Origin of the sequence: Glycomyces sp. TRM65418 (assembly GCF_019710475.1) — a bacterium.
Classification (GTDB): Bacteria; Actinomycetota; Actinomycetes; order Mycobacteriales; family Micromonosporaceae; genus Glycomyces.
Genome location: NZ_JAJFAX010000016.1, coordinates 1 through 24,518 on the forward strand (window position 1 = coordinate 1; position 24,518 = coordinate 24,518).

The following is a 24,518-nucleotide window of genomic DNA, read 5'->3' on the forward strand; positions in this document are numbered from 1 at the left end:
CGACATCCACACCCCGTAGGGCCCCGCCGCCCCGGGCACTTGTGCCGGAGCGCCCGGGGCGCGCGGTGACCGCTCGCCACAGCGGTCACACCCTTGTGGACACCCCGGACCGGCGGCCGCGACCATCGCGGCCGCCGGTCCGGGGCCCCGAGGACGACAACAAGGAGGCACCTCCCATGAAACGTCGATCCGCAGTCAGCGCCGCGCTCATCGCCGCGCTGGCCGCCCTGCTCGCCTTCACCGCGGTCCCGGCGTCCGGGGTCGCACCCTCGCTCGGATCGCCGAGCGTCACCACCCTCACCACCGACGGGCGCACGGCGCTGACCTACACCGGCTACATGAACGGCGAGTCGTTCCAGCAGGACGGCATCACCACGTTCAACGGCTGGCAGTACACGGCCTGGTGGGACCAGTCAGGCTACGTCAACCTGGCCCGCCGGGCGGCCGCCGCCACCTCGTGGCAGACGATCCGCCTCACCGACTACCGGACCACCTCGACCGACTCGCACAACACGATCTCCATCGGCATCTCCGGCCAGGACGGCTCGATCCACCTCTCCTTCGACATGCACAACTCGGTGCTCAAGTACCGCAAGTCGATCGCGGGCCTGGCGACCTCCCCCTCGTCCGCGAACTGGTCGGCGTCGAGCTTCGGGGCCGTGTCCGATTCGCTCGCGGGCCAGCGCCTGGCGCAGGCCACCTACCCGCGGTTCTTCCGCTCCCCGGACGGCGTGCTGCAGATGAGCATCCGCACCGGCGCCAGCGGCGCCGGCAATCTGGTGCTCTTCGAATACCGGAACGGGAGCTGGAGCCACCTGGGCGAGTTCCTCAACGGGATCCGCGCCGACAACAACGCGTACCTCTTCGGCATCGAGTACGACGACACCGGCCTCGACACGAGCGACCTGCTGCACGCCACGTGGACGGTCCGCGAGACGCCGAACGCGAGCACCAACCACGACATCTACTACGCCTACAGCAAGGACCAGGGCCGCACCTGGCGCAACAACAACGGCGACGTGGTGGCGACGACGGGCTCGAACCCGCTCGTCGCCGACTCGGCCGGGCTGCGCGTCGTCGGCATCGGCCAGAACCGCGGACTCATGAACCAGGAGTCGCAGGTGGTCGACAGCGCGGGCAACGTCCACGTGCTCGCCTCGCACATGGCCCCGTCGGCCTCGAACGACAGCAACTTCGACAGTGCGCGAGGCAAGTCCGTGCTCGTGCACTACTGGCGCGACAAGCCCAGCAAGGAGTGGAAGCGCCAGGTGCTCTCGTACACGGGCGTGATGACCCGCGCCGACATCGGCGTCGACGCCGACGACAACCTCTACATCGCCGCCGGGAACTCCTCGACCAGGCGGTTGAGCGTCTACACGGCGTCGAAGGCCTCGGGATGGACCGACTGGGCCACCCGCTACACCTCCAGCGTCCAGTACTACTCGGACCCGCTGCTCGACCACGCACGCCTGCTCGACGGCGTCGTCTCGGTCTTCGCCCCCCGCTACGGCGGCAGCCAGATCGACGTCCTGAACTGGACGGTGGGAGCAGGCGGCGGCACCCAGGCGACCGACATCGCGAACCGCAACTCCGGCAAATGCATCGACGTGGTCTCGGCCTCGACCGCGGACGGTGCGGAGGCCATTCAGTGGACCTGCCACGGCGGCGCGAACCAGCAGTGGGAACTCCAGGACGCCGGCGGCGGCCATCACCGGATCGTCTCGCTGGCCTCCGGCAAATGCCTCGACGTCAACGGCGCTTCGACGGCGGACGGCGCCCGGATCATCCAGTGGACGTGCGGCGGCGGCGCCAATCAGCAGTGGCAGCTGCGCGAGAGCGGCGGCCACGTCCAGATCGTCGCCCGCCACTCGGGCAAATGTGTGGAGGTGATCGGCTCCTCGACCGCGAACAGCGCCCGCCTGCAGCAGTCCACCTGCTCGAGCGGCACCGGCCAGCAATGGACCCTGTAACCCTTTCATCGACCGATTCCCTCATGGAGCATTGATGCGAATCCCCAACAATCGAACCGGCCCCGCACCCGAACGCGGCGAACGACTGCGCCGCGCGACCGCGAGCGGCGCGGCTGCGCTCGTCCTGGCCGGGACGGGCGTGCTCGGCTCGGCGGCACCGGCCTCGGCCCTCTACGGCGAGGCCGAGATACAGCCCGTCGAAAGCAACCTGGCCGCCAAGTACTGGGTGGAGGCGACCGCCGCCAGCGGCGACGCCACCGCCGCGCTGGCCATCGACCAGGACCCGGACACCGCCTGGCTGGCAACGGAAACCGGCCCGGGCCAATGGCTGCAGCTGGATCTGGGCGGGGCCTATGACAACGTCCGCAAGGTCCACGTCGCCTTCCCCGACCCCGGCGCCGTGTACCAGTACGTGGTCGAGGCCTCCCCGGACGGGGAGGAGTGGGAGGTCATCGCCGACCGGTCGGCCACCGCCACCCCGGGCCTGGGCGGGGTCGACCCGTTCACTCGGCCAGGAACCAGGTACGTGCGCGTCACGGTCACGGGCGCGTCGCCCGGTGCGGCGGTCGGCGTCAGCGAGCTGATGGTCTTCAACTACCTGCGCGACGACCTCGTCCTCGGCGCGGACCTGTCCTGGATGGACGACCAGCGGAACCGCGAGTACTGGGTGCACCCGCAGGAGGAGGACCGGGGCGCCGGGCCGTTCCTCCTCGACGTCATGCAGGACCGAGGCCTGGAGTACACGCGGCTGCGGGTCTTCAACGAGCCGCGCAACGAGTCCACCGGCAACCCGAACACGATTCCCTACCAAGGGCCGGAACGCACCCTGACCTCGGCGCAGTGGGTCGCCGAGCGCGGCCTCGGGCTGGGCATCGACTTCCACTACGCCGACTCGTGGGCGGACCCGGGCAAGCAGCCCAAGCCCCGGGCCTGGGCGGAGCTGGAGTTCCCCGAGCTCACCGACGCGGTCTACGACTACACCTACGACTACGTCTCGCAACTGGTCGCACAGGGCACGGTCCCGGACAAGGTCGCGGTCGGCAACGAGATCGCCAACGGCTTCATGTGGGGGAGCGAGGCGGTCGGGGCGCCCGCCACGGAGGCGGTGCACGCCGGCGCCAACCCGCCGTACTTCCGCGACCAGGCCGACGTCTACCAGTCGCAGCCCGGCGGCGGCATCCTCTGGCAGTACCGGCACTCCGAGGATCCGGAGGAGCGCCAGCTGTACCTGGACTCCTGGGACCGGTTCACCACCCTCCTGGCCGCCGGGATCGCGGCGGTCCGCGACGCCTCACCGGAATCCGAAGTGGAACTCCACTCGGTGGTCGGGCGGATCAGCGGCATGGACAAGGCGGGGGAGTTCTGGCACCAGCTGACGACTCGGCTGAACGCCAAGGGCCAGGACTTCGACGTGCTCGGGCTCTCCTACTACCCGGAGCACCACGGCACCCTCGAGCGCATGGAGCAGAACCTGCACACGCTCGCGACGACCTACCCGCAGTACAAGCTGGAGATCGCGGAGACCTCGTATCCCGCCACTGGCGGCGGCACGCAGCCCAACTCCACGTTCCCGCGGACCGTCCAGGGCCAGGCCGACGCCGTCCAGCACGTGTTCCAGATGGTCAACGACGTCATCGACAACCAGGGCGTCGGCACGCTCACCTGGGAACCGGCGAGCTACCAGGCGATGTTCCGATCGGTGCCGGGCATGACGAACACCTCCGAGCCCAACGCCTCGATCGACGTCTACAACAAGAGCCGCGCTGAGCACGTCCTCGAGGACACGGTCTACACCGCGGTCAAGACCGGCGAGACGCCCGCGCTGCCCGACTCGGTCGACGTACTGACCACTGCGGACGGATCCGTGAACGCGGTCCCGGTCGAATGGGACGAGGCGCCGTCCGACGCCACCGACGCCGCCGGCGAACTCACCGTATCGGGCACGACCGAGTACGGCGAGGTGACGGCGGTCGTGCATGTGGTGGACGAGTTCGCCTCGCCCGAGTGCGACACGGTGGTGAGCGGTGCGCACTACGGGCCGCTGTCGGTCGAGACGGGCACCACCTGCCTGGCCGAGGGCGCCCGCGTGTTCGGTCCGGTGAACGTGGCCGAAGGCACCGGGCTGGTGGCGGACGGGGCCCGGATCACCGGTCCCGTCGCCGCTGACGGCGCGGACGTGGTGGTCCTCTGCGGCACGCACGTCAGCGGCCCGGTGAGCCTCACCGGGAGCGCCTCGGTCACCCTCGGCGATCCCGTTCTGGACTGCGCCCCGAACCGGGTGTCCGGTCCGGTCACGGTCACCGGCACCACCTGGTGGAACGTGATCGCCGGCAACGACATCAGCGGTCCGCTCTCGTGCTCCGGCAGCGAGGCGGCGCCGGTGAACAACGGGTCCGCGAACGCGGTGAAGGGACCCAAGAGCGGGCAGTGCTCCGGGCTCTGACCTGAAGCGGCGGCCGTCCTGATCGGGCGGCCGCCGCGGCTTCGCCGCGCTCAGGCGGTGGATTCGCGCCGGATGATCGCGAACGGGGCGGTGTACTGGCGGGGCGGGAGCGCGGGGTCGGCGATGCGCGAGACGATGAGGTCGACGGCCTTGGCGGCCTTCCACCGGTGATCGGGGCTCACCGTGGACAGCGACGGGATGAAGACCGCGGACTCGGGGACGTTGTCGAAGCCGATGAGGCGCACGTCGTCGGGGACGCTGACGCCGCGGTCGCGCAGACCGCGCACGACCCCCATCGCGACCGTGTCGCTGAACGCCACCACGCCGTCGACGCCGAGGCCCGAGTCGGCGATCCGGCGTCCGGTGCTCCGGGCGCCTTCCCACGAGAGCGCATCGAGGGTGAACCGCAACCGGGGATCCGGTTCGATCCCGCGGTCCTCCAGTGCGGCCCGGTAGCCGTTGTAGCGCCGCGTGATCATGGTGAGCCGGTCGAGGTCGCCTCCGGTGACGACGGCGATGCGCTCGCATCCCTGGTCGATCAGGTGCTCGGTGGCCGCGGCGGTGCCCGCCTCGTTGGGCACCGTGACGTGGTCGAAGCGGCCCGCGAGGTCCTGCTCGCCGAGCAGCACGATCGGGTAGCCCTGGGTCGGCACCAGCGGGGCCGGCGAGTCGATCTCGACCACGGAGAGGATGAGACCGTCGAGCTGGAGCCTGCGGGACTGGGCGATGGCCGCCGCCTCGCCCTTGGCGAGGGCACCGGTCTGCTCGACCGCGACATGGTAGCCGTGCCGCCGGGCCTCCTCGATGACCAGCGCGGCGAGCATCCCGAAGTAGGCGTTGCCGATCTGGGGGACCGCGAGTCCGATGACGCCGCTGCGGCCGGAGCGGAGATTCCGCGCCGACGGGTTGAGCTGGTAGCCCGATTCGCGGATGGCGGCGAGGACGCGTTCACGGGCGTCGTCGCTGACCTTGACGCGGTTGTTGATGACGTTGGAGACGGTCATGGGCGACACGCCGGCGAGCTGTGCGACGTCGCTCATGGTGACCTTGCCGCGCTTCACCATGCCTCCACAGCCTGTGTGCTCCTCGTATGGTCCTGGCGCGGCGCCCGTGTGGCGCTTGGACGCCCGCCCTCACGGCAGTCCGCCGCCGGACCGAGTCTATCGACCCGCCCCGGACCGCCATGGGCGCTATGCAGACCGGCGACCCGGCGGTGCACCCGCGAGTCCGTGTCATCGCTGTCGCCGAATTGACGCGACCCGGACGGACGACTGCGGGCGCCGCGCGGCCCCCGCAACGAGAGGCGACCGGCTCCGGGCTCCGCCGCCGTGGGCCTTTGCGGGGTCAGCCTTTCCAGACGGTCTTGAGGTTGGTGAACTCGCGGATGCCGGCGGCGGCGAGTTCGCGGCCGTATCCGGAGGCCTTGACGCCGCCGAACGGCAGTTCGGGAAACGACACCGTCATCCCGTTGACGAACACCGCGCCGGCGTCGAGGTTGCGAATGAACCACTCCTGCTCGTCGGCGTCGTTCGTCCACACCGCGCTCGACAGGCCGAACCTCGTCTGGTTCGCGATCCGCGCCGCGTCGGCCGCGTCCTCGGCGCGGTACAGGGCCGCGACCGGTCCGAACGTCTCCTCCTGCACGATGGCCGCGTCGTCGCTCAGGTCGGCCAGCACCGTGGGCGCGTAGAACCAGCCGGGCCGGTCGAGCGCGCCGCCGCCGGTGAGGACCCTCGCACCTTTGGCGACCGCGTCGTCGACCAGTTCAGCGAGCTCGTCGCGACCCGCTTCGGTGGCGAGCGGTCCGACTTCGGTCTTCGGGTCGAGCGGGTCCCCGACGACGAGCGCCGCGGTCGCCTCGGTGAAGCGACGGCTGAACTCGTCGTAGACGTCGGTGTGGACGATGAACCGCTTGCCCGCGATGCACGACTGCCCGTTGTTGATCGTGCGGGCGCGCACCGCCGTCTCGACGGCCGCGTCCAGATCCGCGGAGGGCAGCACGATGAAGGGATCCGATCCGCCCAGCTCCAGCACCGACTTCTTGATCGCCGCGCCCGCGGTCGCCGCCACCGAACTCCCGGCCGGTTCCGATCCGGTGAGCGTCACGGCCTTGACGCGCGCGTCTTCGATCACCGCCTTGACCTCGCGCGAGCCGATCAGGAGCGCCTGGAACGCCCCTGGCGGGAACCCCGCGCGTTCGAACAGCCCGTCGAGGTACAGCGCCGTCTGGGGCACGTTCGACGCGTGCTTGAGCAGCCCCGTGTTCCCCGCCGCCAGCGCGGGGGCCGCGAACCGCAGCGCCTGCCAGACCGGGAAGTTCCAGGGCATGACGGCGAGCACGACGCCGAGCGGCTCGTACCGCGTCCACGCTCGGGAGGCGCCGACGGCGGCGGGGTCGTCCAGCGGCTCGTCGGCGAGGAAGGACTCGGCGTGGTCGGCGTAGAACCGCAGGCCTTTCGCGCTCTTGCGCACCTCGGCCTCGGCTTGGCCGATGGGCTTGCCCATCTCCACCACGAGCATCCGCGCGGTCTCGTCCACTTCGCCTTCGAGGATCTCGGCCGCGCGCCGCAGCCATTGCGCCCGTTCGGCGAACGTGGTGTCCTTCAGCGCCTTGAACGCGTCTTGCGCTCGCGCGATCCGCCGCTCCACCTCCTCGCCGGAATGCGGTTCGAACTCCCGCTCGGTCGCACCGGTCGCAGGGTTGACAGTCGCAATCGCCATTGATCGTCCAATCCTTCGAGGCTCCGCTCTCGCCCGAGAGGACTGGCGGATACTGGTCAGTAACAACCACCATAGGCGATCACCGGGCCGACGTCACCTCATGTGGACGAGGCGGGGGAGCACGTCGCTCTCGGGCACGACGCCGAGCGGCGACGCGGCGCGGAGCATGTCGCGGTTCTTCAGCGGCCGGAGCGGTGTCCCGTTGCAGTAGGCTGTGGCGGATCTGATCACCGCCCGATCACGAAGGGCCCCTTCTCGTGACCGTCTTCCTGGTATCCCTGGTCGGGATCGCCTTCAACACCGCCATCGTCGCGTACGTCGCGACCAGGCTGCTCGACGTCCGCTACACGCTCTGGCGGCTGATCTTCGTCAGCGTCGTGGGGCAGTCCATCGTCCAATACGGACTCGTTCCGGCGGTCATCGACCTGGAGGGCGCCGACCCGCCCCCGGCGGACGTCCCCGGCCTGGTCGCCCTGCTCGCCCTCGCGGTCGTCTGCGCGCCGGTGATCGCGATGACCCTCCTGGTGATCTGGGAGGCCATCCTCCCCACCGGCGCGGTCCCGCCGTTGCGGACCTGGTTCAAAGGCCTGCGCGCCCGCGCCGGGCGAACCCGCCGCTACCTGCAGATCCTCGCCATCGCGGCCCGCCACGGCCTCACCGGCCTCCTGCGGGGCCGCCGCCAGATCGGCCAGGACGCGGAGATGGCCCGCTCGATCCGCCGCGCCCTCGACGACGGCGGCGTCACCTTCGTCAAACTCGGCCAGATCCTCTCCACCAGGCGCGACCTTCTCCCGCCCGTCTACATCGCCGAACTCGCCAAGCTCCAGGATCAGGCCGCCCCGATCCCCGGAGCCGTCGTCACCGACCGGGTCGAAGCCGCCATCGGCGCGGCCGTCGACGAGGTGTTCGCCGAATTCGACCTCGAACCGATGGCCGCGGCCTCCGTCGCCCAGGTCCACAGCGCCGTCCTGCGCACCGGCGAAGCGGTCGTCGTCAAGGTCCGCCGCCCCGGCGCGGCGGACACCATCGAACGGGACCTCGACATCATCCAGCGCCTGGCCGAGCTCCTCGACCGGCGCACCGCCTGGGGCCGCTCGATGGACGTCCTCGGACTCGCGGCCGGATTCGCGGCCGCGCTTCGCGAAGAGGCCGACTTCACCGTCGAGGCCCGCAATCTCGCCCAGGTCGCGGCCGCGCACGACAAGCGGCGCTCCGCGGTCCGCGTCCCCCGGCCCCGGCCCGACCTCTCCGACGAACGAGTCCTGGTCATGGAGCGGTTCACGGGCGTCTCACTCGCCGCCGCGGGCCCGATGCTGCCCGAACGCGGACTGGATCCCCGCGCCGTCGCGGCCGGGCTGCTGCGCGAGGTGCTCGACGAGATCATGATCGACGGCATCTTCCACGCCGACCCGCACCCGGGCAATCTGCTGCTGCTCGACGACGACCGGCTGGGCCTCATCGACTACGGCTCCGTGGGCCGGCTCGACCGCGAGCTGCGCGCGTCGCTCCAGGCGATCCTCCAAGCGGTCGACCGCCAGGACGGCCCGGCGCTCGCCGACGCCCTCATCGGCGTCTCGACCCGCCCCGACGAGCTCGACCAGGTCGCCTTCGAACGGGCGCTGGGCTCGTTCATGGCACGCCACCTCCTGCCCGGGGCGGCGCCGGGGATGCGCATGTTCACCGAGCTGTTCCGCATCATCGCCAAGTACCGCATCGCGATCCCGCCCGAGCTCGCGGCGGTCTTCCGGGCCCTCGGCACCCTGGAGGGCTGCCTGACGGCGATCGATCCCCGCTTCGACATCGTCGGCGAGGCCCGCAGCGCCGGCGAGGCCTACGCCCAGCGGCGCCTTCGCCCCGACTCGGTCAAGGACATGGTCGTCGAGGAGGCCGCCGATCTGCTGCCGGTGCTGCGCAAGCTGCCGCGCCGCCTCGACCGCCTGGCCGCGGCCGCCGAAGCCGGCCGCCTCACCGGGAACCTGCGGTTGTTCTCGCGCGCCGAGGACCGCCGCACCATCACCGTCTGGCTGCACCAGACGCTCTTGACCGTGCTCGCCGCCGCTTCCGGTCTGATGGCGGCGATGCTCATCGGGACCGAAGGCGGACCGGCCGTCACCGACGACATGGGCCTCTACCAGTTCTTCGGGCTCGTCCTGCTGCTCATCGCCTCGGTCATGGCACTCAGAGTGCTCGCCGACATCTTCACGAAGCACCACGAACCGAGATGACGCGACTTCGCCGGCCGCTCCTTCGGTGGAGGCCGGCGGCGTGCGAAGCGAATGAACGGTGAGCAGGCGGCGCGGCCAGTCGGAATGGGCGACAGCGGTCTTGCCCCCGAGTTGATCGCTCCCATTGATTCTCGACGCCGACTCTTATAGCGAAGCATTGACAATCGTCATTTCGTCACATTAAAATGCTTGCGTAGGTATAGCGCTAAACCTATTGTTACCAGCAACTCCGTACCCAATATTCATCCCAGTGATCGCCATGCGCCCCGCCATCGAATGGTCGGTCGCGTAGCCGGCCTCGTCCTTTGTCATGCCTTGCCGATCCGGACCGCACCACCGGCGTCCGGTGTTCGAGCGACCCCTGATCCGGTCGCGCATGGCGGAGTCCGGCGGCGGATGCATCGCTGTGATGCCCCCGAACAAGGAGTCGATCATGAAACTCTCGCGCATGGCCCTCGCGGTGACGGCAGCCGTCGTCACCGCGGCGGCAGCGCTCTTGCCGTTGACACCGGCATCTGCGGTCAACGGCCAGAACCTGGCGGCGGGCAAGACCATCACCGCCAGCAGCCACGTCCAGAACTACACCGCGAGCAACGCCAACGACGGCAACCAGGGCACCTACTGGGAGAGCGCGAACGACGCGTTCCCCCAGTGGCTGCAGGTCGACCTCGGCGCCTCGGCCGAGGTCGGCGACATCGTGCTGGAACTGCCGGCGATCCCGTCCTGGCAGACCCGCACCCAGACGATCGAGGTGCGCGGCAGCACCGACGGGTCGTCGTTCACCACCATCGTCGCCGCGCAGGCGTACGCCTTCGATCCCGCCGCCGGCAACACGGTCACCGTCTCGTTCGGGCCGGAGACCCTCCGCTACCTCCGCGTGGTCGTCACCGCGAACACCGGGTGGCCCGCCGCCCAGCTCTCCGAACTGGAGGTCTACGGCGACAGCGGACCGCCCCCGGCAGGGGCCGACCTGGCCGCGGGCCGGCCGATCAGCGCCTCGTCCCAGGTGTACGACTTCGTCGCGGAGCACGCCAACGACGGCGACGCGACCACGTACTGGGAGGGCGGGTCCGGATCGTATCCGAGCACGCTCACCGTCGCATTGGGAGCGAACGCCGAACTCGATCGCGTCGTGGTGAAGCTGAATCCCAATACGGCCTGGTCGACCCGGACGCAGACGTTCTCGGTCCTCGGCCGCGACGTCGGCGGCGGCTCGTTCACCACGCTGCAGGCCTCGGCCGACTACGTCTTCGACCCGGCGAGCGGCAACACCGTCACGATTCCCGTCTCGGGCACCGTCGGCGAGGTCCAGCTGCGGTTCACCGCCAACACCGGCGCCCCCGGCGCGCAGGTCGCCGAGTTCCAGGTGTTCGGCACGCCCGCGCCCGCCGCCGACCTGGTCGTCACCGACCTGTCGTGGAGCCCCGCCGAACCGGTCGAGACCGACGAGGTGACGCTCTCGGCCCGCGTCGAGAACGTCGGCGAAGTGGCCTCGGCCGCCTCCGCCGTCGACCTGTACTCGGACGGCGTCCTGGTCGCCACCGTCCCGGTGAGCGGCTTGGCCGCAGGCTCCGGCGAAACCGTCTCAGCCGCGATCGGCACGCAGAACGCCGGGAGCCGTGAACTCAGCGCCACGGTCGACCCCGGCGGCTCGGTCGCCGAAAGCGACGAGGGCAACAACGACTACGAGCACCCGGAGGCCATGGTCGTGACCGCGGTCCCGACCTCGGACCTCATCGCCTCGGCCGTCACCTGGTCGCCGAGCAGCCCCGCGACGGGCGACGAGGTCGCCTTCTCGGTCGTGCTCCAGAACCAGGGCGGCATCGACTCCGCGAGCGGCGCCCACGGCGTCGCACTGACCCTGAGCGACAACGACACCGGCCAGGTCGTTCGCACCTTGACCGGCTCGCACGAGGGCGTCATCGCCTCGGGCGACGCCACCGCCCCGATCGACCTGGGCACGTGGACCGCCACCGACGGCGAGTACAGCGTCCTCGTGGAGATCGAGGCCGACGCCAACGAACTGCCCGTCAAGCAGGGGAACAACACCGCCTCCCGGTCGCTCTCCATCGGCCGCGGCGCCGACATGCCCTACACCCTCGACGAGGCCGAGCACGCCTCCGTCGGCGGCGGCGCGCAGATCCTCGCGCCCAACCGGAGCGTCGGCGACCTCGCCGGCGAAGCCTCCGGACGCCAGGCCGTGACGCTCGACGCCACCGGCGAATACGTCGAGTTCACGACGACCACGGACACCAACACGCTCGTCACCCGGTTCGCCATCCCCGACGCCGCGGGAGGCGGCGGCATCGACGCGACCCTCAACCTCTATGTGGACGGGCGGTTCGTCCGGCCGATCGAGCTGACCTCCCGATACGCGTGGCTCTACGGCCCCGAGGCCGGCCCGAACAACTCGCCGAGCTCCGGCCCGGCCCGCCACGTCTACGACGAGGCCAACCTGCTGCTCGACGAGACGATCCCCGCCGGCAGCACCATCCGGCTCCAGAAGGACGCGGCGAACACCGCGGCCTACTACGCGATCGACTTCATCAGCCTCGAGCAGGCCACGCCGAACGCGAACCCCGACCCGACGCGGTACATCGAGCCCGCCGGCTTCACGCACCAGGACGTCCAGAACGCCCTGGACCGCTTCCGGATGGACACCTCGGGCGACCTGCTCGGCGTGTACCTCCCGGCGGGCGACTACCAGACCGCGCAGAAGTTCCAGGTCTACGGCAAGGCCACCGAGGTCATCGGCGCCGGTCCCTGGTTCACCCGCTTCTACGCGCCGCAGGACCTGCAGAACACGGACGTCGGCTTCCGGTCCGAGGCCTCGGCGAACGGGTCCACGTTCGCAGGGTTCGCCTACTTCGGCAACTACACCACCCGCATCGACGGCCCCGGCAAGGTCTTCGACTGGCAGAACGTCGCGGACATGACCATCGACGACGTCTGGGTCGAGCACCAGGTCTGCATGTTCTGGGGCTCGCGCATCAAGGACAGCGAGATCACGAACTCACGGGCCCGGAACCTGTTCGCCGACGCGATCAACATGACCAACGGCAGCAACGGGAACCTGGTGCGGAACGTCGAGTCCCGCGCCTCCGGCGACGACAGCTTCGCGCTGTTCGCCGCCACCGACGCGGGCGGCGGCGCGCAGACCGGCAACGTGTACGAGAACCTGACGTCGATCCTGACCTGGCGGGCCGCCGGTCTGGCGGTCTACGGCGGGTACGGGAACACGTTCCGGAACATCCACATCGCCGACACGCTCGTCTACTCGGGCGTCACCATCAGCTCGCTGGACTTCGGCATCCCGATGGACGGTTTCGAGGCGGACCCGCCGACGAGGTTCGAGAACCTCTCGGTCGTCCGCTCCGGCGGTCACTTCTGGGGCGCGCAGACGTTCCCGGGGATCTGGATCTTCTCGGGAGACAAGGAGTTCCAGGGCATCCGCATCAGCAATGCGGACATCGTGGACCCGACGTACTCGGGGATCATGTTCCAGACCAAGTACACCGGCGGCCAGCCGGAGCACCCGGTCACGGACACCGTGTTCACCGACGTCACCATCACCGGGGCCCGGCTCAGCGGTGACGAGTTCGAGTCCAAGTCCGGGTTCGGCATCTGGGTCAACGAGATGCCCGAGGACGGCCAGGGCCCGGCGGTCGGTTCCGCGGTCTTCCACGACCTCCAGATGAGCGGCAACCACCAGGACATCAAGAACACGACCAGCACCTTCGAGCTCATCATCGACTGAGGAACGGGTGCCCGCCCTCGGGCGGGCACCCCCAGTCGGCCGGGGGAGTGCCGACGCCCTGCCGAGCAGCGCTCACCGGCCCTGTCCTCCGAGATGGATCCTCAGCGGCGGTCGATCGTCGGCAGCCACTGCTCGAGCCGCCTCCAATCCCTCTTGGCGGTGAGCCACTTCGCCACCCACGTCCGCTTCAACGACCCGTCGGGCCGCTGGATCTGAACCTCGTTGCGGCAGATCACGAGCCGTTCCCCCGGTCCGAGCACGCGCCAAGGCGACCAACGCCGGCCCATGGTCCGGTAACGGTCGCCGTAGATCTCGGCCTGCGGAGTGAGGAGCAGGACGGGCGCGCCCGCGAGCGTCACGATGCCGACGGGCAGCAGCATGAAACGGGCCCACGCCTCGAGGGACCCGTCGAACCCGGACACCTTGAGCGGAACGATGAGCAGGCCCGGAAGCATGAGGAGCAACGGCGCCGGCAGCATCACCCACGAGTACCGGGTCTTCATCGGGGGTCCTTTCCGAGAACGCGTCACGAGCGGCCACCGCGCGTGCGGCGGCAGAGGGTCGTGCGGCAGACGATAGCGCCCGAGCGCCAACGTCTCGGCCGAGGCGCTGCAGCGGCGCGCGGCACGGCGCCGGGAACCGGTATCTTCGACGGTGGTCCGAGCAGAAGGTGAACCGCCATGTCCGCGCCCGATCCGAACATCCGCCTCTCCAACGCCGAGCGAGAAGCCCTCATCGGCAAACTCCACGAGGCCACCGAAGAGGGCCGCCTGGACCTCCACGAGTTCGCCGAACGCTCCCGGCAGGTCTACGAGGCCAAGACGTACGCCGACGTCGAACGCCTGCTCGCCGACCTGCCCGCCGACGACCGGGCCCTCGCCCCCCGGACCCGTCCCGAGGCCGTCGCCGACGCGCCCGACCTCGTCCTGGATCCCCAGCACAGCCACGTGCGACGCGAAGGCGCCTGGACCGTGCCCGAGCGGACCACGCTCAGGCCCAGGCACAGCTCGGTCAAGCTCGACTGCCGTCACGCCGACTTCGCCGCCGACGACGTCGAGATCGCGCTCGACGTCCACCACTCCTCGGTCAGGGTGATCCTCCCCGCGAACGCCTCCGCGGTCGACGACGGCGTGCGGCTCCAGGGCGGCAGGGTCGACAACCGGTGCCACCGGGCGGCCGACGGACCGCGGATTCACCTCACCGGCGGCAACCACTGGGGGAGGGTCAAGGTCCGCTACGAGCGCCGCTTCCTCTGGTGGCGCTGGTAATGGCGACTCGAGCCGAGGAGCCGACGGCCTGCGAACGGAGCGGCCCGGGGCCGCCGCCGATCCGGACCGGCTCGGACCGCATCGATCCGGTCTCCCGGATCGCGACCGCACGCCTGAACATCGACGGCGCCCCGCAACTCCTGTTCAGCCCGCCCTGACCGCTCCTCCCGGCGCCGTTCCGCGGCACCAGACGCCCCCCGTTCGCTCGGCTGCCGCCACGGGAACGGGCGACTGCGCGGTGCTGGACACGGCACCGGTGATTTCGCCGATGCAGACCGTCTGGTCGGTATGTGACAGTGAGCGGGCATCAGTCGACGAGTCTCGTCAAGGAGGACGAATCATGCACTCACCGACCCGCCCCCGCCGATCACTCCGCGCCGTCGGCCTCGCGCTGGCCACGGCCGCCACGCTCGTGTTCGGGGCGCTGGCAGGCCCGAACGCCGCGGTCGCCCAGAACCCGTACGAGCGCGGCCCGGCCCCGACCGAATCCAGCATCGAAGCCACCCGCGGCCACTACTCCGTGTCCACCGCGAACGTCTCCAGCCTGGTCTTCGGATTCGGCGGCGGCACCATCTACTACCCGACGACCCGCGCCGACGGCACCTTCGGAGCGGTCGCGATCGCCCCCGGCTACACCGCGTCGTCGTCGACGATGTCGTGGCTCGGCCCGCGCCTCGCCTCGCAGGGCTTCGTGGTCTTCACGATCGACACCAACTCCCGGTACGACCAGCCGGGCCAGCGGGCGGACCAGCTCAACGCCGCGCTGGACTACCTGGTCGAGGACAGCACCGTGTCCGACCGCATCGACCCCGACCGCCTCGCCGTGATGGGCCACTCGATGGGCGGCGGCGGCTCGCTCGAAGCGACCACCGACAACCCGGACATCCAGGCGAGCATCCCGCTCACCCCCTGGCACTCCGACAAGACCTGGAACACCGTCCGCACCCCGACCCTGATCTTCGGGGCCGAGAACGACACGATCGCCTCGGTCGGCTCCCACTCCGAGCGGTTCTACAGCTCGATCCCGAGCTCGACCGACAAGATGTACATCGAACTCGACGGGGCCTCGCACTTCGCCCCGAACTCGTCGAACACGACCATCGCGAAGTACTCCATCTCGTGGCTCAAGCGGTTCGTGGACAACGACACCCGGTACGACCAGTTCCTCTGCCCGCTGCCCGACGACCGCTCCATCGAGGAGGTCCGGGGCTCCTGCCCCATCGGCTGACCGCCGCAGCGACACGGACGGCGACCGCGCACCCGCACGGTCGCCGTCCGATATTTTGCATTCAGCCCTTCCGGACCGACCGTTCGGTTTTATACCATTGGTCCATGCAACGGAGCAGTCTGCGGGCCGCTGCCCGGACGACGACGCCGGCGCAGCCCCGCAGTTCTGCCATGACGGCCAGCGTCCGCCTGCTCGACGACGGCAGCCTCGCCCTCGTCCTCGACGACGCCGACTCCCGTCTGCTGGCCGAAGCGGGCCGCTCCGGCACGCCGATCCTGGTCCACGTGGCCGCCGGCCTCGCGCCGGACCGGAACCGCGCCATGGTCGAACTCGCCCGCGGCCTGAGCGCCCTCGGCGACGGCCCGGTGAGCGACGCCCACGCCTCGCTGCTCCTCGCCGGATCGCTCTCCGCGGGCACCGACGCGCGCCTCGCCCTCATCGCGATCCTCGCCGCCGCCGATGCCGCCTGGGCCGCCGGCGACCGGCCCGCCTGCCTCGCCGCACTCCAGGCCGCCGGTTCGGTGCTCACCACCGGTCTCGTCGGCGAACCCGCGGCCGACGGCGCCTGCGCCGGCCCCCACGACCACCTGCGCGGCCTGCGCGCCCTCATCGAGCAACGCCCCGCCGACGCCCTCGCACCACTGGGCCGGGTCCTCGCGTTCGGCGACGAGGACGGCTCCTCCGACGCCCTGCACCGCGCCTCCGTGGCGGCCCTCCTCCTCGGCGACGTCGAGACCGCCTGCCGCATGGGCCGACGCGCCCTCGCGGCGGCCCGCGCCGAGGACCGCGACGACCTCGCCAGCCAGATCCTCGAATACCTCGCCTACGCCGAAATGCGGGCCGGGCGGCACGCCACGGCGCACGCCCACGCCGTCGAAGGACTGCGGACGGCCCTGCTCACCGGGCGGTCCAACACCGCCGCGCATCACCGCGCCGTCCTCGCCTTGGCGGCGTCGGTCGAAGGCCATCCCGACACGGTCGTGGCCCACGCCGAGGCCGCCCTCGCCACCGCCCGGCGGCACGGCCTGGCGCAGACCCGCACGCTCGCCGAATGGGCGCTCGCCCGAATGGACCTCGGCCGCGGGCGGCCCGACGCGGCCGCGTCCCGGCTCGGGGCGCTCGTCCGGCCCGGCGACGGCCACTTCGCGTTGCGGCCCTTGCTGATGCCCTGCTTCATCGAAGCGGCGGTCCTCGCCGGCCGCCCCGACACGGCGCGGCCCTTCATCGCAGTGCTGGAGTCGTGGGCCGGGTTCGGCCTCGACCGGGCCGCGGCCGCCCAGCTCGCCCGGTGCCGCGCGCTGCTCGCGACGGCCGACTCCGGCGCCGACGCCGTCGAGACCGAGTACTGCCGCGCGCTCGAACTGCATGCGGCGGACATCGGCGACTTCGAATGCGCCCGCACGCAATTGCTGTACGGGAACTGGCTGCGGCGGCGGCGCCGTCCGCGCGAAGCCCGAGCGATCCTGCGCGAGGCCCTGCACGGGTTCGAAGCCTGCGGCGCTCGGCCGTGGATCGAGCAGACCCGCGCGGAGCTGCGGGCCACGGGCGATCCCGGGCCCACCCGGCGCGAGGCCGCGGGCCCCGGGATCGACGACGGGGCCCTGGCCTCACTCACTCCACATCAGCGCCGCGTGGCGCAGCACGTGGCCTCGGGAGCGACCAACCGCGAAGTGGCACAGGCGCTTTCGGTAAGCGTGCGCACTGTGGACCACCACCTGAGGAACATCTTCGCCGTCCTCGGCGTGCGCTCGCGCGTCGAGCTGGCCCGCCTCGTGGCCGAAGCCGACGCCCCGCACGCCTGAAGCTCGCCGACCCCCGATCGGATCCGGCCGGCGAGCCACCCCCTGGCCGCCTCGAACGCTTCGACCGGTTCGCGGATGAGCCCCCGGCCAGGGACCTCGGCTCGTCTTCTTCGACCGGACGGCGGCGGTCATTCCGATTCGGCGGCGAGTCGTGCGCCGGGGCGGATCGCCCAGTCCGCCATCCGGACCGGGAGGCCGCGAAACCGCCGGAGCGGTCGCGGTTTCGTACACTCGGCGGATTCCGACGACCGGCGACCCACTCGACCGCCTCGTCACCCGACCCTGTCGCCACCGGCGGCGACCCGCTCCGCACAAGGACACCGATGCCACGACCAGTGCCCGGCCCAGAGGCGCTCGTTTCCTATATCCGGACCGGCGACCGCAACGCCCGCATCGCCTACCGGGACCTGCCCGACGCGGAGCGCCTCGCGTACCGCGACACCGTGCGCCGCGTGTACGACCGCGCGCTCGCCCGCCATCTCGGCGAGCACCCCTCCGAGGACCGGGTGGAGGACCTCATCGAGCGGGTCGCCGCCCGGCATCCCCAGTACGCGGGAGGCGTCAAGCGCGTCCTCCGCTCGCTCGCGGAAGGATGGCCGAACGGCGGCATCGACCCCAGGCGGCTCCTCACCGCGCAGCACCTCGTCATCCGGGAGATCGCCAAGCTGCATCCGGACTTCCGCGACCGGGCCGACCTGATCGTCGCCGACGCGGTGAGGACGCCCGCGGCCGTCGGCGCGCGACCCTTCGTGTCCCGCCTCGACGACGGGGACTCCCCTCCCCGCGGGCGCGAGGAGCGGCGCGCACCTTCGCCGGACACCGAGTTCACCGGCGCCGATCCGAAGTCCCTGGCGTCCGTGACGCTTGCGATCGACGGCTCGATGCGCGCGCTCGAACTGCTGCGCGGTGCGGAGCGCCTGGGAGGCAGGTCGATCGGCATGGCCGTCGTGCGCGCCTGGGTGGCCGCGGAGAAGCGGCGGTGGCCCCGGGCGAAGGAACTCGGCGTGCACGACTCGTTTCCGGAGATCGGCTCGGGCGCGGGCAAGGGCGACACGTTCCGATGCGAAGCCTATTCCACGAGCCGACTCTGCCGCGCCACAGTGGACCGCTATGGGCGTCTGCGCGCCCTCACCTTCATGCGCGCGGGCCTGTTCGACGACGGACGCCTCGGCCTCGCCGCCGAGATCCGCGAGGCGATCGCCGGAGCGCAGCGCGGACTGCACGCCCTCTTGTGAACCGGCCGCGTCCGCAGCGACGGCCGGCCGCCGTGCGAGCGGCGCCCCGGCTCAGGGCCGGGGCGCCGCTTCAGCCCTTGAGTCCGGTGTGGGCCAGGCCCTCCACGAACTGGCGCTGGGCGATGACGAACACGATGAGCACCGGCAGCGCCGACAGGGTCGCCGCCGACAGCTGCACGTCCCACATCGGACCCCCGTAGGCGTCTGTGAACTGCGTCAGCGCCTGCGGAAGCGTGAACCGCTCCGGCGTCGACAGGAACACGACCGGCTCCAGGTACAGGTTCCAGCTGTGCAGGAACGAGAAGATCGCGACCGCGCCGAGGGCCGGACGCGACAGCGGCAGCGCGATCCGCCGGTAAAGGCCGAACCGGCCGAGGCCGTCCATGCGGCCGGCCTCCTCGATCTCGGCCGGGATCGCGATGAAGAACTGCCGCATGATGAGCGTCGCCAGGACGCTCGGCGCGCCGAAGATCGGCACGAGGATGAGCGGCCAGTGCGTGTCCACCATGCCGAGCCCGTTGAACAGCTGGAACAGCGGGACGATCGTGACCTCGCTCGGGATGAGCAGGCCCACGAGCACGACCAGGAACAGCAGGTTGTGCCCGGGGAAGCGGATGCGCGCGAACGCGTAGCCGGCGAGCGAGGACACCGCGAGCGTCCCCACGGTGACCACCGCCGCGATGTACATGCTGTTCCAGTACTGTGCGGCGAACGGCGCGAACTCGAAGACCCGCCCGTACGCCTCCAGGCTCGGGTCCGCGGGCAGGAGCGTCGGCGGGAAGGCGAAGATCTCGTTGGCGGACTTGAGGCTCGACGTGACCATCCACCACGTGGGGAACACGAACGGGACGGCCAGGACGCACAGCAGCCCGTAGAGGAGCAGCCGGGCGCGACGCGTGCGGTGCTCAGTCTTCATGGACGACCCACTTTCTGCGCATCTGCCACTGGATCACGGTGAGCACCAGGACGATCGCGAACAGCAGCACCGAGAGGGTCGCGCCGTAGCCGAAGTCGTGGAACTGGAACGCGTTCTGGTACAGGTAGTAGACGAGCACCGTCGTCGCGGTGCCCGGCCCGCCGCCGGTGAGGACGTCGATCTGGGCGAACACCTGGAGCGAGCCGACCACGGTGATGATCGCGGTGAGCAGGATGGTGGGGCTGATCATCGGCATCGTGATGCGGCGGAAGCGGGTCCACGCGCCCGCGCCGTCGATGGTGGACGCCTCGTACAGCTCCTTGGGCACCCCTTGGAGCGCCGCCAGGAACAGGACCATGTTGAGGCCCACGTTCTTGAGCACCTGCACCACGATCACGCTGATCATCGCGGTCGTCTCGCCGCGCAGCCAGTTCGGGCCCTCGGCCCCCAGCGCCGAGAGGAGGCCGTTGATCCCACCGTCGTCCTGGAGCAGGAACCGCCACACGATGGTCCAGGCCACGAGGGTGACGGCGACGGGGGAGAAGAAGATCGTCCGGAAGACGACGGTGCCCCTGAGCCGCTGGTTCAGCAGGATCGCGAGCAGCAGCGCCAGACTCAGGTTGAGCGCGACCAGGCCGACCGAGAACGCGGCGGTGGCGCGGAGGACGCCCGGCAGGGCCGGGTCCCGGGCGAGCCGCTCGTAGTTCTCGGCGCCGCTGAACACGAAGCCCCCGGCGAGGACGTTCCAGTCGTGCAGGCTGTACCAGAACATCAGGCCCAGCGGGAGGATCACGAACAGGGCCGTGCCGGCCAGCTGCGGGGCGATGAACGCGTACCCGGCGAGCCGGTCGCGACGCCGCGCGGTCCACCACGCGGGCTTCCCCGACGGGCCGGCCTCGGGCGCGTCCCCGCGCGGCGCCGTGCCGCGCGGGGACGTCGTCTTGTGCGGCGAGGTCATCGGGCCAGCAGCGGATCGATGGCGGTGCACAGCTCGGTGAGGACGCCGGCGACGTCCGCGTCGGCCGTCCAGAGCGGGTCGAGCGCGGCCCGCACGGCCTGGTCGAGCTGCGCCTGGCCGGTGTGGCTGGGCTTGACGACGCCGGAGTCGATCTGGTCGATCACCACGGTCTGCAGCTGCTCGGGGGTCAGGAGCGGGTTGGCCTGACCGAGGACCTCGGCGGTCAGCTGCGAGGCGCGCGGCGGCGGGAAGTACTGCGCGAGCTTCGCGGAGTTCTCCGGGTTCGTCATGTACGCGAGGAAGTCCGCGGCCTCCTCCGGGTGCGGCGCGACGGTGAGGACGCCGAGCCCGGCCTGGCCGATCACGGCGTATTCGCCGGTGGGCCCGGCCGGGAGGGGCACGAGGTCCCACGCGAACGGGGCGTCGGCGAGGAGCCCGGCGCGGGAGATCTGCGTGACCGTCATGGCCGCCTCGCCCGCGAAGAAGTCCGCGGTCGTGCCCGGACCGGGCATCGCCTGATGCTCGAACACGGCGTCGTGCATGAACGTGAGCGCCTCGACCATCTCCGGGTCGTCGAAGCCGCACTCGGCGCCGTCCGCGCTCCACGCGCTCGCGCCCCAGCCGGTCCACAGTGTCGAGAGGTTGTCCCAGCCGGTGTAGTCGAAGTCGCGGATGACGATCCCGTCGGTGCCCGTGGCGGCGTGGACGGCGGCCCCGGCCTCGACGGCCCGCTCCCAGGTCCACTGGCCGTCGGCGATGAGCTCGGCGGGGGCCGGCTGCCCGGCCTCGGCGAGGAGGTCGGTGTTGACGAACATCCCGAACGGCGAGGTCGAGAACGGGTACGCGTACAGCTCGTCGTCCTGCCGCCACAGTTCGGTGGCGGCCGGGACGAGGTCGTCGTACTCGTATCCCTCGGTCTCGGCGAGGGTCTCGCTCAGCGGCACGAGCGCGCCGCTGCTGACGAAGTCGGGCGCGGCGTTCTCCAGGATCCACGCCAGGTCGGGGGCGTTGTCCCCGGCGATCTGGGTGGTGAGGGTGCTCGTGTAGCCCTCGAACGGGAGCGGGTCGAACTCGATCGCCTCGACCTCGGGATGGTCGGCGATGTAGGCGTCGGCGATCTCGTTCAGCATCGCGAGGTGGTCCTCGTTCGCGGACCAGGTGGTCATGCGCAGCGTGACCGGTCCGCCGTCGTCGCCGCCGCCACCGCAGGCGGCGAGGACGAGCGGCGCGGCCGCGGCGGCGGCCAGCAGCAGGCGTGCGTGCTTCATAAGGGGTTCTTCCTTTCAGTAGGCGGCGATGTCGGGCCATCGCAGTTCGACGCCCTGCGAGGCGAGCCGGTCCTGGAACGCGGCGAGGAGCGCCGGTTCGCTGCCGACGGCGCGCGGCGCGACGCCGCGTTCGAGGCTGAAGGCCGCGAGGGCCCCGGCGGCCTCGCCGATGTTCCACTCGACCGGGTGCAGCCGGTAGCAGCCGTTGGTGATGTGGGTGGTGCCGAGGTTCTTCGCGGCGGGGAGGAGGTTGTCCACCCGGACCGGCAGGAGTGCGCCGAGCGGGATCTCGAACGGACAGGAGGCGACGTCGATGTAATTGTCGCCCCCGGTCGAAGGATGGAGGTCGATGCGGTACATGCCGATCCCGACACTGTCCTGATAGGACACGGCGCCCTTGTCGCCGCGGACGGCGGCGGACAGGTCCTGCTCGACGATCGTGTACTCGGCCTTGATGCGGCGCGATTCGCGGTGGTACGGCGCTTGGGCGAGGCCGTCGGCCGAGCCGGTGACGTCGCCGCGCAGGCGCAGTCCGGGCCAGCCGGCGCCGCCGTCGGCGCGCGGCGCCTCGGTCTGGAGCCAGTACAGGACGCTGTACGAGAGCCCGCGTGCCCGCTCCAGATGCAGGGCCGCCTCGGGATGGTCGACGACGGGCGCGAGGAAGTAGTCGATCATCGGCCAGTTGACGAGGGTGATGTCGCTGGCGTACGCGCCCGGCACGAAGTTGCGGCGGGCGGCGATGCGGCGGAACGTCCACAAGTTCATGTCGCCGCCGCCGCGGCGCTGGTCGCCGACGACCGCGAGCGGGTCGTCGTCGGGGTTCGGCTCGAAGGTCCGGTCGGACGGTTCGAGGGTGCGCGGGTTCGGGGCCCGGAACCCGAGGAGGTTCCCGCCCCAGAAGTCGGTGCGGAACTCCCGCCAGAAGTCGTAGTCGGCGGGCTTGTCGATGGTGTGGTCGCCGTCGACGTGGTCGATCGCGAAGCACACCGAGACGGCCTGCATGTTCTCCGGCTGCGCCTCGTCGGGCGCGCTCGGCTCCCCGGTGTCCTTCGCCGATTCGAACCCGGTCACGTACTCGGTGCCGGTGAGGGGCAGCAGCTCGCCGGTCTCGGTGGCGTCCAGGACGAACGGCGCGCTCACGGTGATCCGCTCGCCGCCGTCCCGGTGGACCAGGGTCACGGCCTCGACCCGGTCGCCGTCGACGTCGGCGCTCACGGGCCGGTAGGGCTGGAGGACCCGCAGCAGCCCCGAGCCGACGTACGGCGCGAGCATCGACTCGAGCACGGCCACGGCCACGCGAGGCTCGTGGCACAGGCGGCTGACGTACCCGCCGCCCGGGTTGAGGTCCCGCTTGGCCCGGGCGGCCTCGGTGAGCGGGTAGTGGCGCCGGTAGTACTCCCTGATCCCTTCGCGCAGTTGCCGGTACGAGGCGGTGACGCCGAACTGCTCCACCCAGGAGGACTCGTCGGGCGGGACGGCCTGGCTGGTCAGCTGGCCGCCGATCCAGTCGAACTCCTCGGTGAGGACGACCTGCCGGCCGGCGCGCAGCGCGGCCAGCGCGGCGGCGACGCCGCCGAGCCCGCCGCCCACGACGAGGATGTCGGCTCGCAGTTCGCTCAGTCGTGCTGCCTTCAAGAGTGGTTCCTTTCAGTGGGGCTTGCGAGGGTCGCGCCGTCGTGCAGTTCGCACGGGAGCAGTCGCTGCGCGTCCGTCTCGGCGCCCTCCAGGAGGGCGCCGAAGACGTCGAGGGCCTGACGGCCCATCTCGCGGCGGGGGATGGTGAAGCCGGTGACGTCGAGGTCGATCGACACCGGCCGGGTCGGGTCGCCGAGGGCGACGAGGGACAGGTCGGCGGGGACGCCGAGCCCGCGCCGGCCCGCCCAGGCGGTCACGGCCGGGACGTCGGCGGGCTCTTCGAGGAACAGGGCGGTCACGCCGTCGGCGACGGCCGCGTCGAGGGCCTCGGTCCCGGCGTCGGGGAGCCTGCGGGCGGCGGCCCCTGCGGCCTCCGCCGCACCGAGGAAGCCGCGCAGGCGGTCCATGTAGGACTCCGGGCCCGCGCCGCGTCCGATGTAGGCGAGACTCCGGTGCCCGAGCCCGGCGGCGCGGTGGACCAGGGCCGCGGTCGCGGTCGGGTAGTCGGCGCCGACGTACGGCACCGGCCCGCCCGCGTCGTCGCGGCGGCCCACCGACACGAAGGGGATGCCCTCGGCCACGAGGCGGGCGAGGTCGTCGCGGTCGACCTCCTGGCCGAGGAGCACGCAGCCGTCGGCGAGGCGGATGCGGCTGCCCTCGGCGAACATGCGGCGGCGTCCGTCCTCCACGGGCGCGCTGGTGAGCAGCAGCAGGTCGAAGCCGAGCCGCTCGGCCCGCTCTTCGAGACCGACGAGGAACGGGTGGTAGAAGTCCCTGGTCCCCGAAGGGAACACGGGCTCGTACGTGAACACGCCGATGATCCGGTTGTACTGGTCGGCGAGGCGGCGCGCGACGGGGTCGGCGACGTAGCCGGTCTCGCGGATCGCGTCGAGGACCCGTTCGCGGGTCTCGGGGGCGATCCTGACGCCGACGTCGAGTCGGTTGTTGAGCACCACGGACACGGTGGCCTGGCTGACGCCGCTGAGGCGCGCGATGTCGCGCTGGGTGACGCGGCGGCGGGGTGCGGTCACGGCGGGGACCTTTCTCGACGAGCTGATAATGCGTATCAGCAGGGGTGCGTGTGATCATGTT

General features: G+C 71.1%; 17 protein-coding genes. 9 read left to right on the forward strand and 8 right to left on the reverse strand.

Features of this window, described 5'->3' with window-relative positions; all coding sequences use genetic code 11:
• The first annotated feature begins 176 nt into the window (after nt 1–176).
• Nucleotides 177–1,970, forward strand: coding sequence for a BNR-4 repeat-containing protein (locus K3N28_RS22405; RefSeq protein ID WP_228094990.1), 1,794 nt, complete (start codon nt 177–179; stop codon nt 1,968–1,970).
• A gap of 34 nt (nt 1,971–2,004) precedes the next feature.
• Nucleotides 2,005–4,413, forward strand: a complete 2,409-nt coding sequence (locus tag K3N28_RS22410; RefSeq protein WP_228094991.1) for a glycosyl hydrolase 53 family protein — start codon at nt 2,005–2,007, stop codon at nt 4,411–4,413.
• A 50-nt stretch (nt 4,414–4,463) separates the two neighbouring features.
• Here K3N28_RS22410 and K3N28_RS22415 read toward each other — a convergent pair whose 3' ends face one another.
• Both K3N28_RS22415 and K3N28_RS22420 read right to left on the reverse strand, forming a co-directional pair.
• A complete protein-coding gene (locus K3N28_RS22415) occupies nt 4,464–5,477 on the reverse strand; it encodes a LacI family DNA-binding transcriptional regulator (protein ID WP_228094992.1) in 1,014 nt (337 codons plus the stop codon).
• 280 nt (nt 5,478–5,757) lie between these two features.
• Complete coding sequence (locus K3N28_RS22420) at nt 5,758–7,134, reverse strand: NADP-dependent succinic semialdehyde dehydrogenase (protein WP_228094996.1); 1,377 nt, start codon at nt 7,132–7,134, stop codon at nt 5,758–5,760.
• 257 nt (nt 7,135–7,391) lie between these two features.
• Here K3N28_RS22420 and K3N28_RS22425 point away from each other — a divergent pair, with 257 nt between their 5' ends.
• Nucleotides 7,392–9,359: an AarF/ABC1/UbiB kinase family protein gene (locus K3N28_RS22425; protein ID WP_228094997.1), complete on the forward strand. Its 1,968-nt coding sequence runs from the start codon at nt 7,392–7,394 to the stop codon at nt 9,357–9,359.
• Nucleotides 9,360–9,792: 433 nt separating this feature from the next.
• The gene (locus tag K3N28_RS22430) at nt 9,793–13,116 is read left to right on the forward strand and encodes a discoidin domain-containing protein (RefSeq protein WP_228094999.1); all 3,324 of its coding nucleotides are present in this window, start codon (nt 9,793–9,795) and stop codon (nt 13,114–13,116) included.
• Nucleotides 13,117–13,217: 101 nt separating this feature from the next.
• On the opposite strand, the gene K3N28_RS22435 is transcribed toward K3N28_RS22430, so the two are convergent.
• Entirely contained in the window at nt 13,218–13,619 is a 402-nt protein-coding gene (locus tag K3N28_RS22435) for a hypothetical protein (protein ID WP_228095001.1), read from the reverse strand.
• A 177-nt stretch (nt 13,620–13,796) separates the two neighbouring features.
• Between K3N28_RS22435 and K3N28_RS22440 the strand changes: the two genes are divergently transcribed.
• The 5 genes from K3N28_RS22440 (at nt 13,797) to K3N28_RS22460 (ending at nt 18,649) form a co-directional block, all read left to right on the forward strand.
• Nucleotides 13,797–14,384 carry a DUF1707 domain-containing protein gene (locus K3N28_RS22440; protein WP_228095002.1) on the forward strand — a complete coding sequence of 196 codons (588 nt, stop codon included), beginning with the start codon at nt 13,797–13,799 and terminating at the stop codon, nt 14,382–14,384.
• Nucleotides 14,384–14,542, forward strand: a complete 159-nt coding sequence (locus tag K3N28_RS22445) for a hypothetical protein (RefSeq protein ID WP_228095003.1) — start codon at nt 14,384–14,386, stop codon at nt 14,540–14,542. Before K3N28_RS22440 ends, K3N28_RS22445 begins: the two co-directional genes overlap by 1 nt.
• Nucleotides 14,543–14,724: 182 nt before the next feature.
• Nucleotides 14,725–15,612 carry a serine aminopeptidase domain-containing protein gene (locus K3N28_RS22450; protein WP_228095004.1) on the forward strand — a complete coding sequence of 296 codons (888 nt, stop codon included), beginning with the start codon at nt 14,725–14,727 and terminating at the stop codon, nt 15,610–15,612.
• A 170-nt stretch (nt 15,613–15,782) separates the two neighbouring features.
• A complete protein-coding gene (locus tag K3N28_RS22455) occupies nt 15,783–17,414 on the forward strand; it encodes a LuxR family transcriptional regulator (RefSeq protein ID WP_228095005.1) in 1,632 nt (543 codons plus the stop codon).
• A gap of 323 nt (nt 17,415–17,737) precedes the next feature.
• Entirely contained in the window at nt 17,738–18,649 is a 912-nt protein-coding gene (locus K3N28_RS22460) for a hypothetical protein (RefSeq protein ID WP_228095006.1), read from the forward strand.
• Between the two features lie 70 nt (nt 18,650–18,719).
• Here the strand turns inward: K3N28_RS22460 and K3N28_RS22465 are convergent, their stop codons facing one another.
• Genes K3N28_RS22465 through K3N28_RS22485 form a run of 5 tightly spaced genes read right to left on the reverse strand, consistent with a single transcriptional unit; the run spans nt 18,720 to nt 24,457 of the window.
• Nucleotides 18,720–19,565, reverse strand: coding sequence for a carbohydrate ABC transporter permease (locus tag K3N28_RS22465; protein ID WP_228095007.1), 846 nt, complete (start codon nt 19,563–19,565; stop codon nt 18,720–18,722).
• Nucleotides 19,555–20,523: a carbohydrate ABC transporter permease gene (locus K3N28_RS22470; RefSeq protein ID WP_228095009.1), complete on the reverse strand. Its 969-nt coding sequence runs from the start codon at nt 20,521–20,523 to the stop codon at nt 19,555–19,557. Before K3N28_RS22470 ends, K3N28_RS22465 begins: the two co-directional genes overlap by 11 nt.
• Complete coding sequence (locus tag K3N28_RS22475; protein WP_228095011.1) at nt 20,520–21,791, reverse strand: sugar ABC transporter substrate-binding protein; 1,272 nt, start codon at nt 21,789–21,791, stop codon at nt 20,520–20,522. Before K3N28_RS22475 ends, K3N28_RS22470 begins: the two co-directional genes overlap by 4 nt.
• A 15-nt stretch (nt 21,792–21,806) precedes the next feature.
• The gene (locus K3N28_RS22480) at nt 21,807–23,402 is read right to left on the reverse strand and encodes an FAD-dependent oxidoreductase (RefSeq protein ID WP_374209864.1); all 1,596 of its coding nucleotides are present in this window, start codon (nt 23,400–23,402) and stop codon (nt 21,807–21,809) included.
• A gap of 20 nt (nt 23,403–23,422) precedes the next feature.
• Nucleotides 23,423–24,457, reverse strand: coding sequence for a LacI family DNA-binding transcriptional regulator (locus tag K3N28_RS22485; RefSeq protein WP_228095016.1), 1,035 nt, complete (start codon nt 24,455–24,457; stop codon nt 23,423–23,425).
• Nucleotides 24,458–24,518 lie beyond the last annotated feature (61 nt).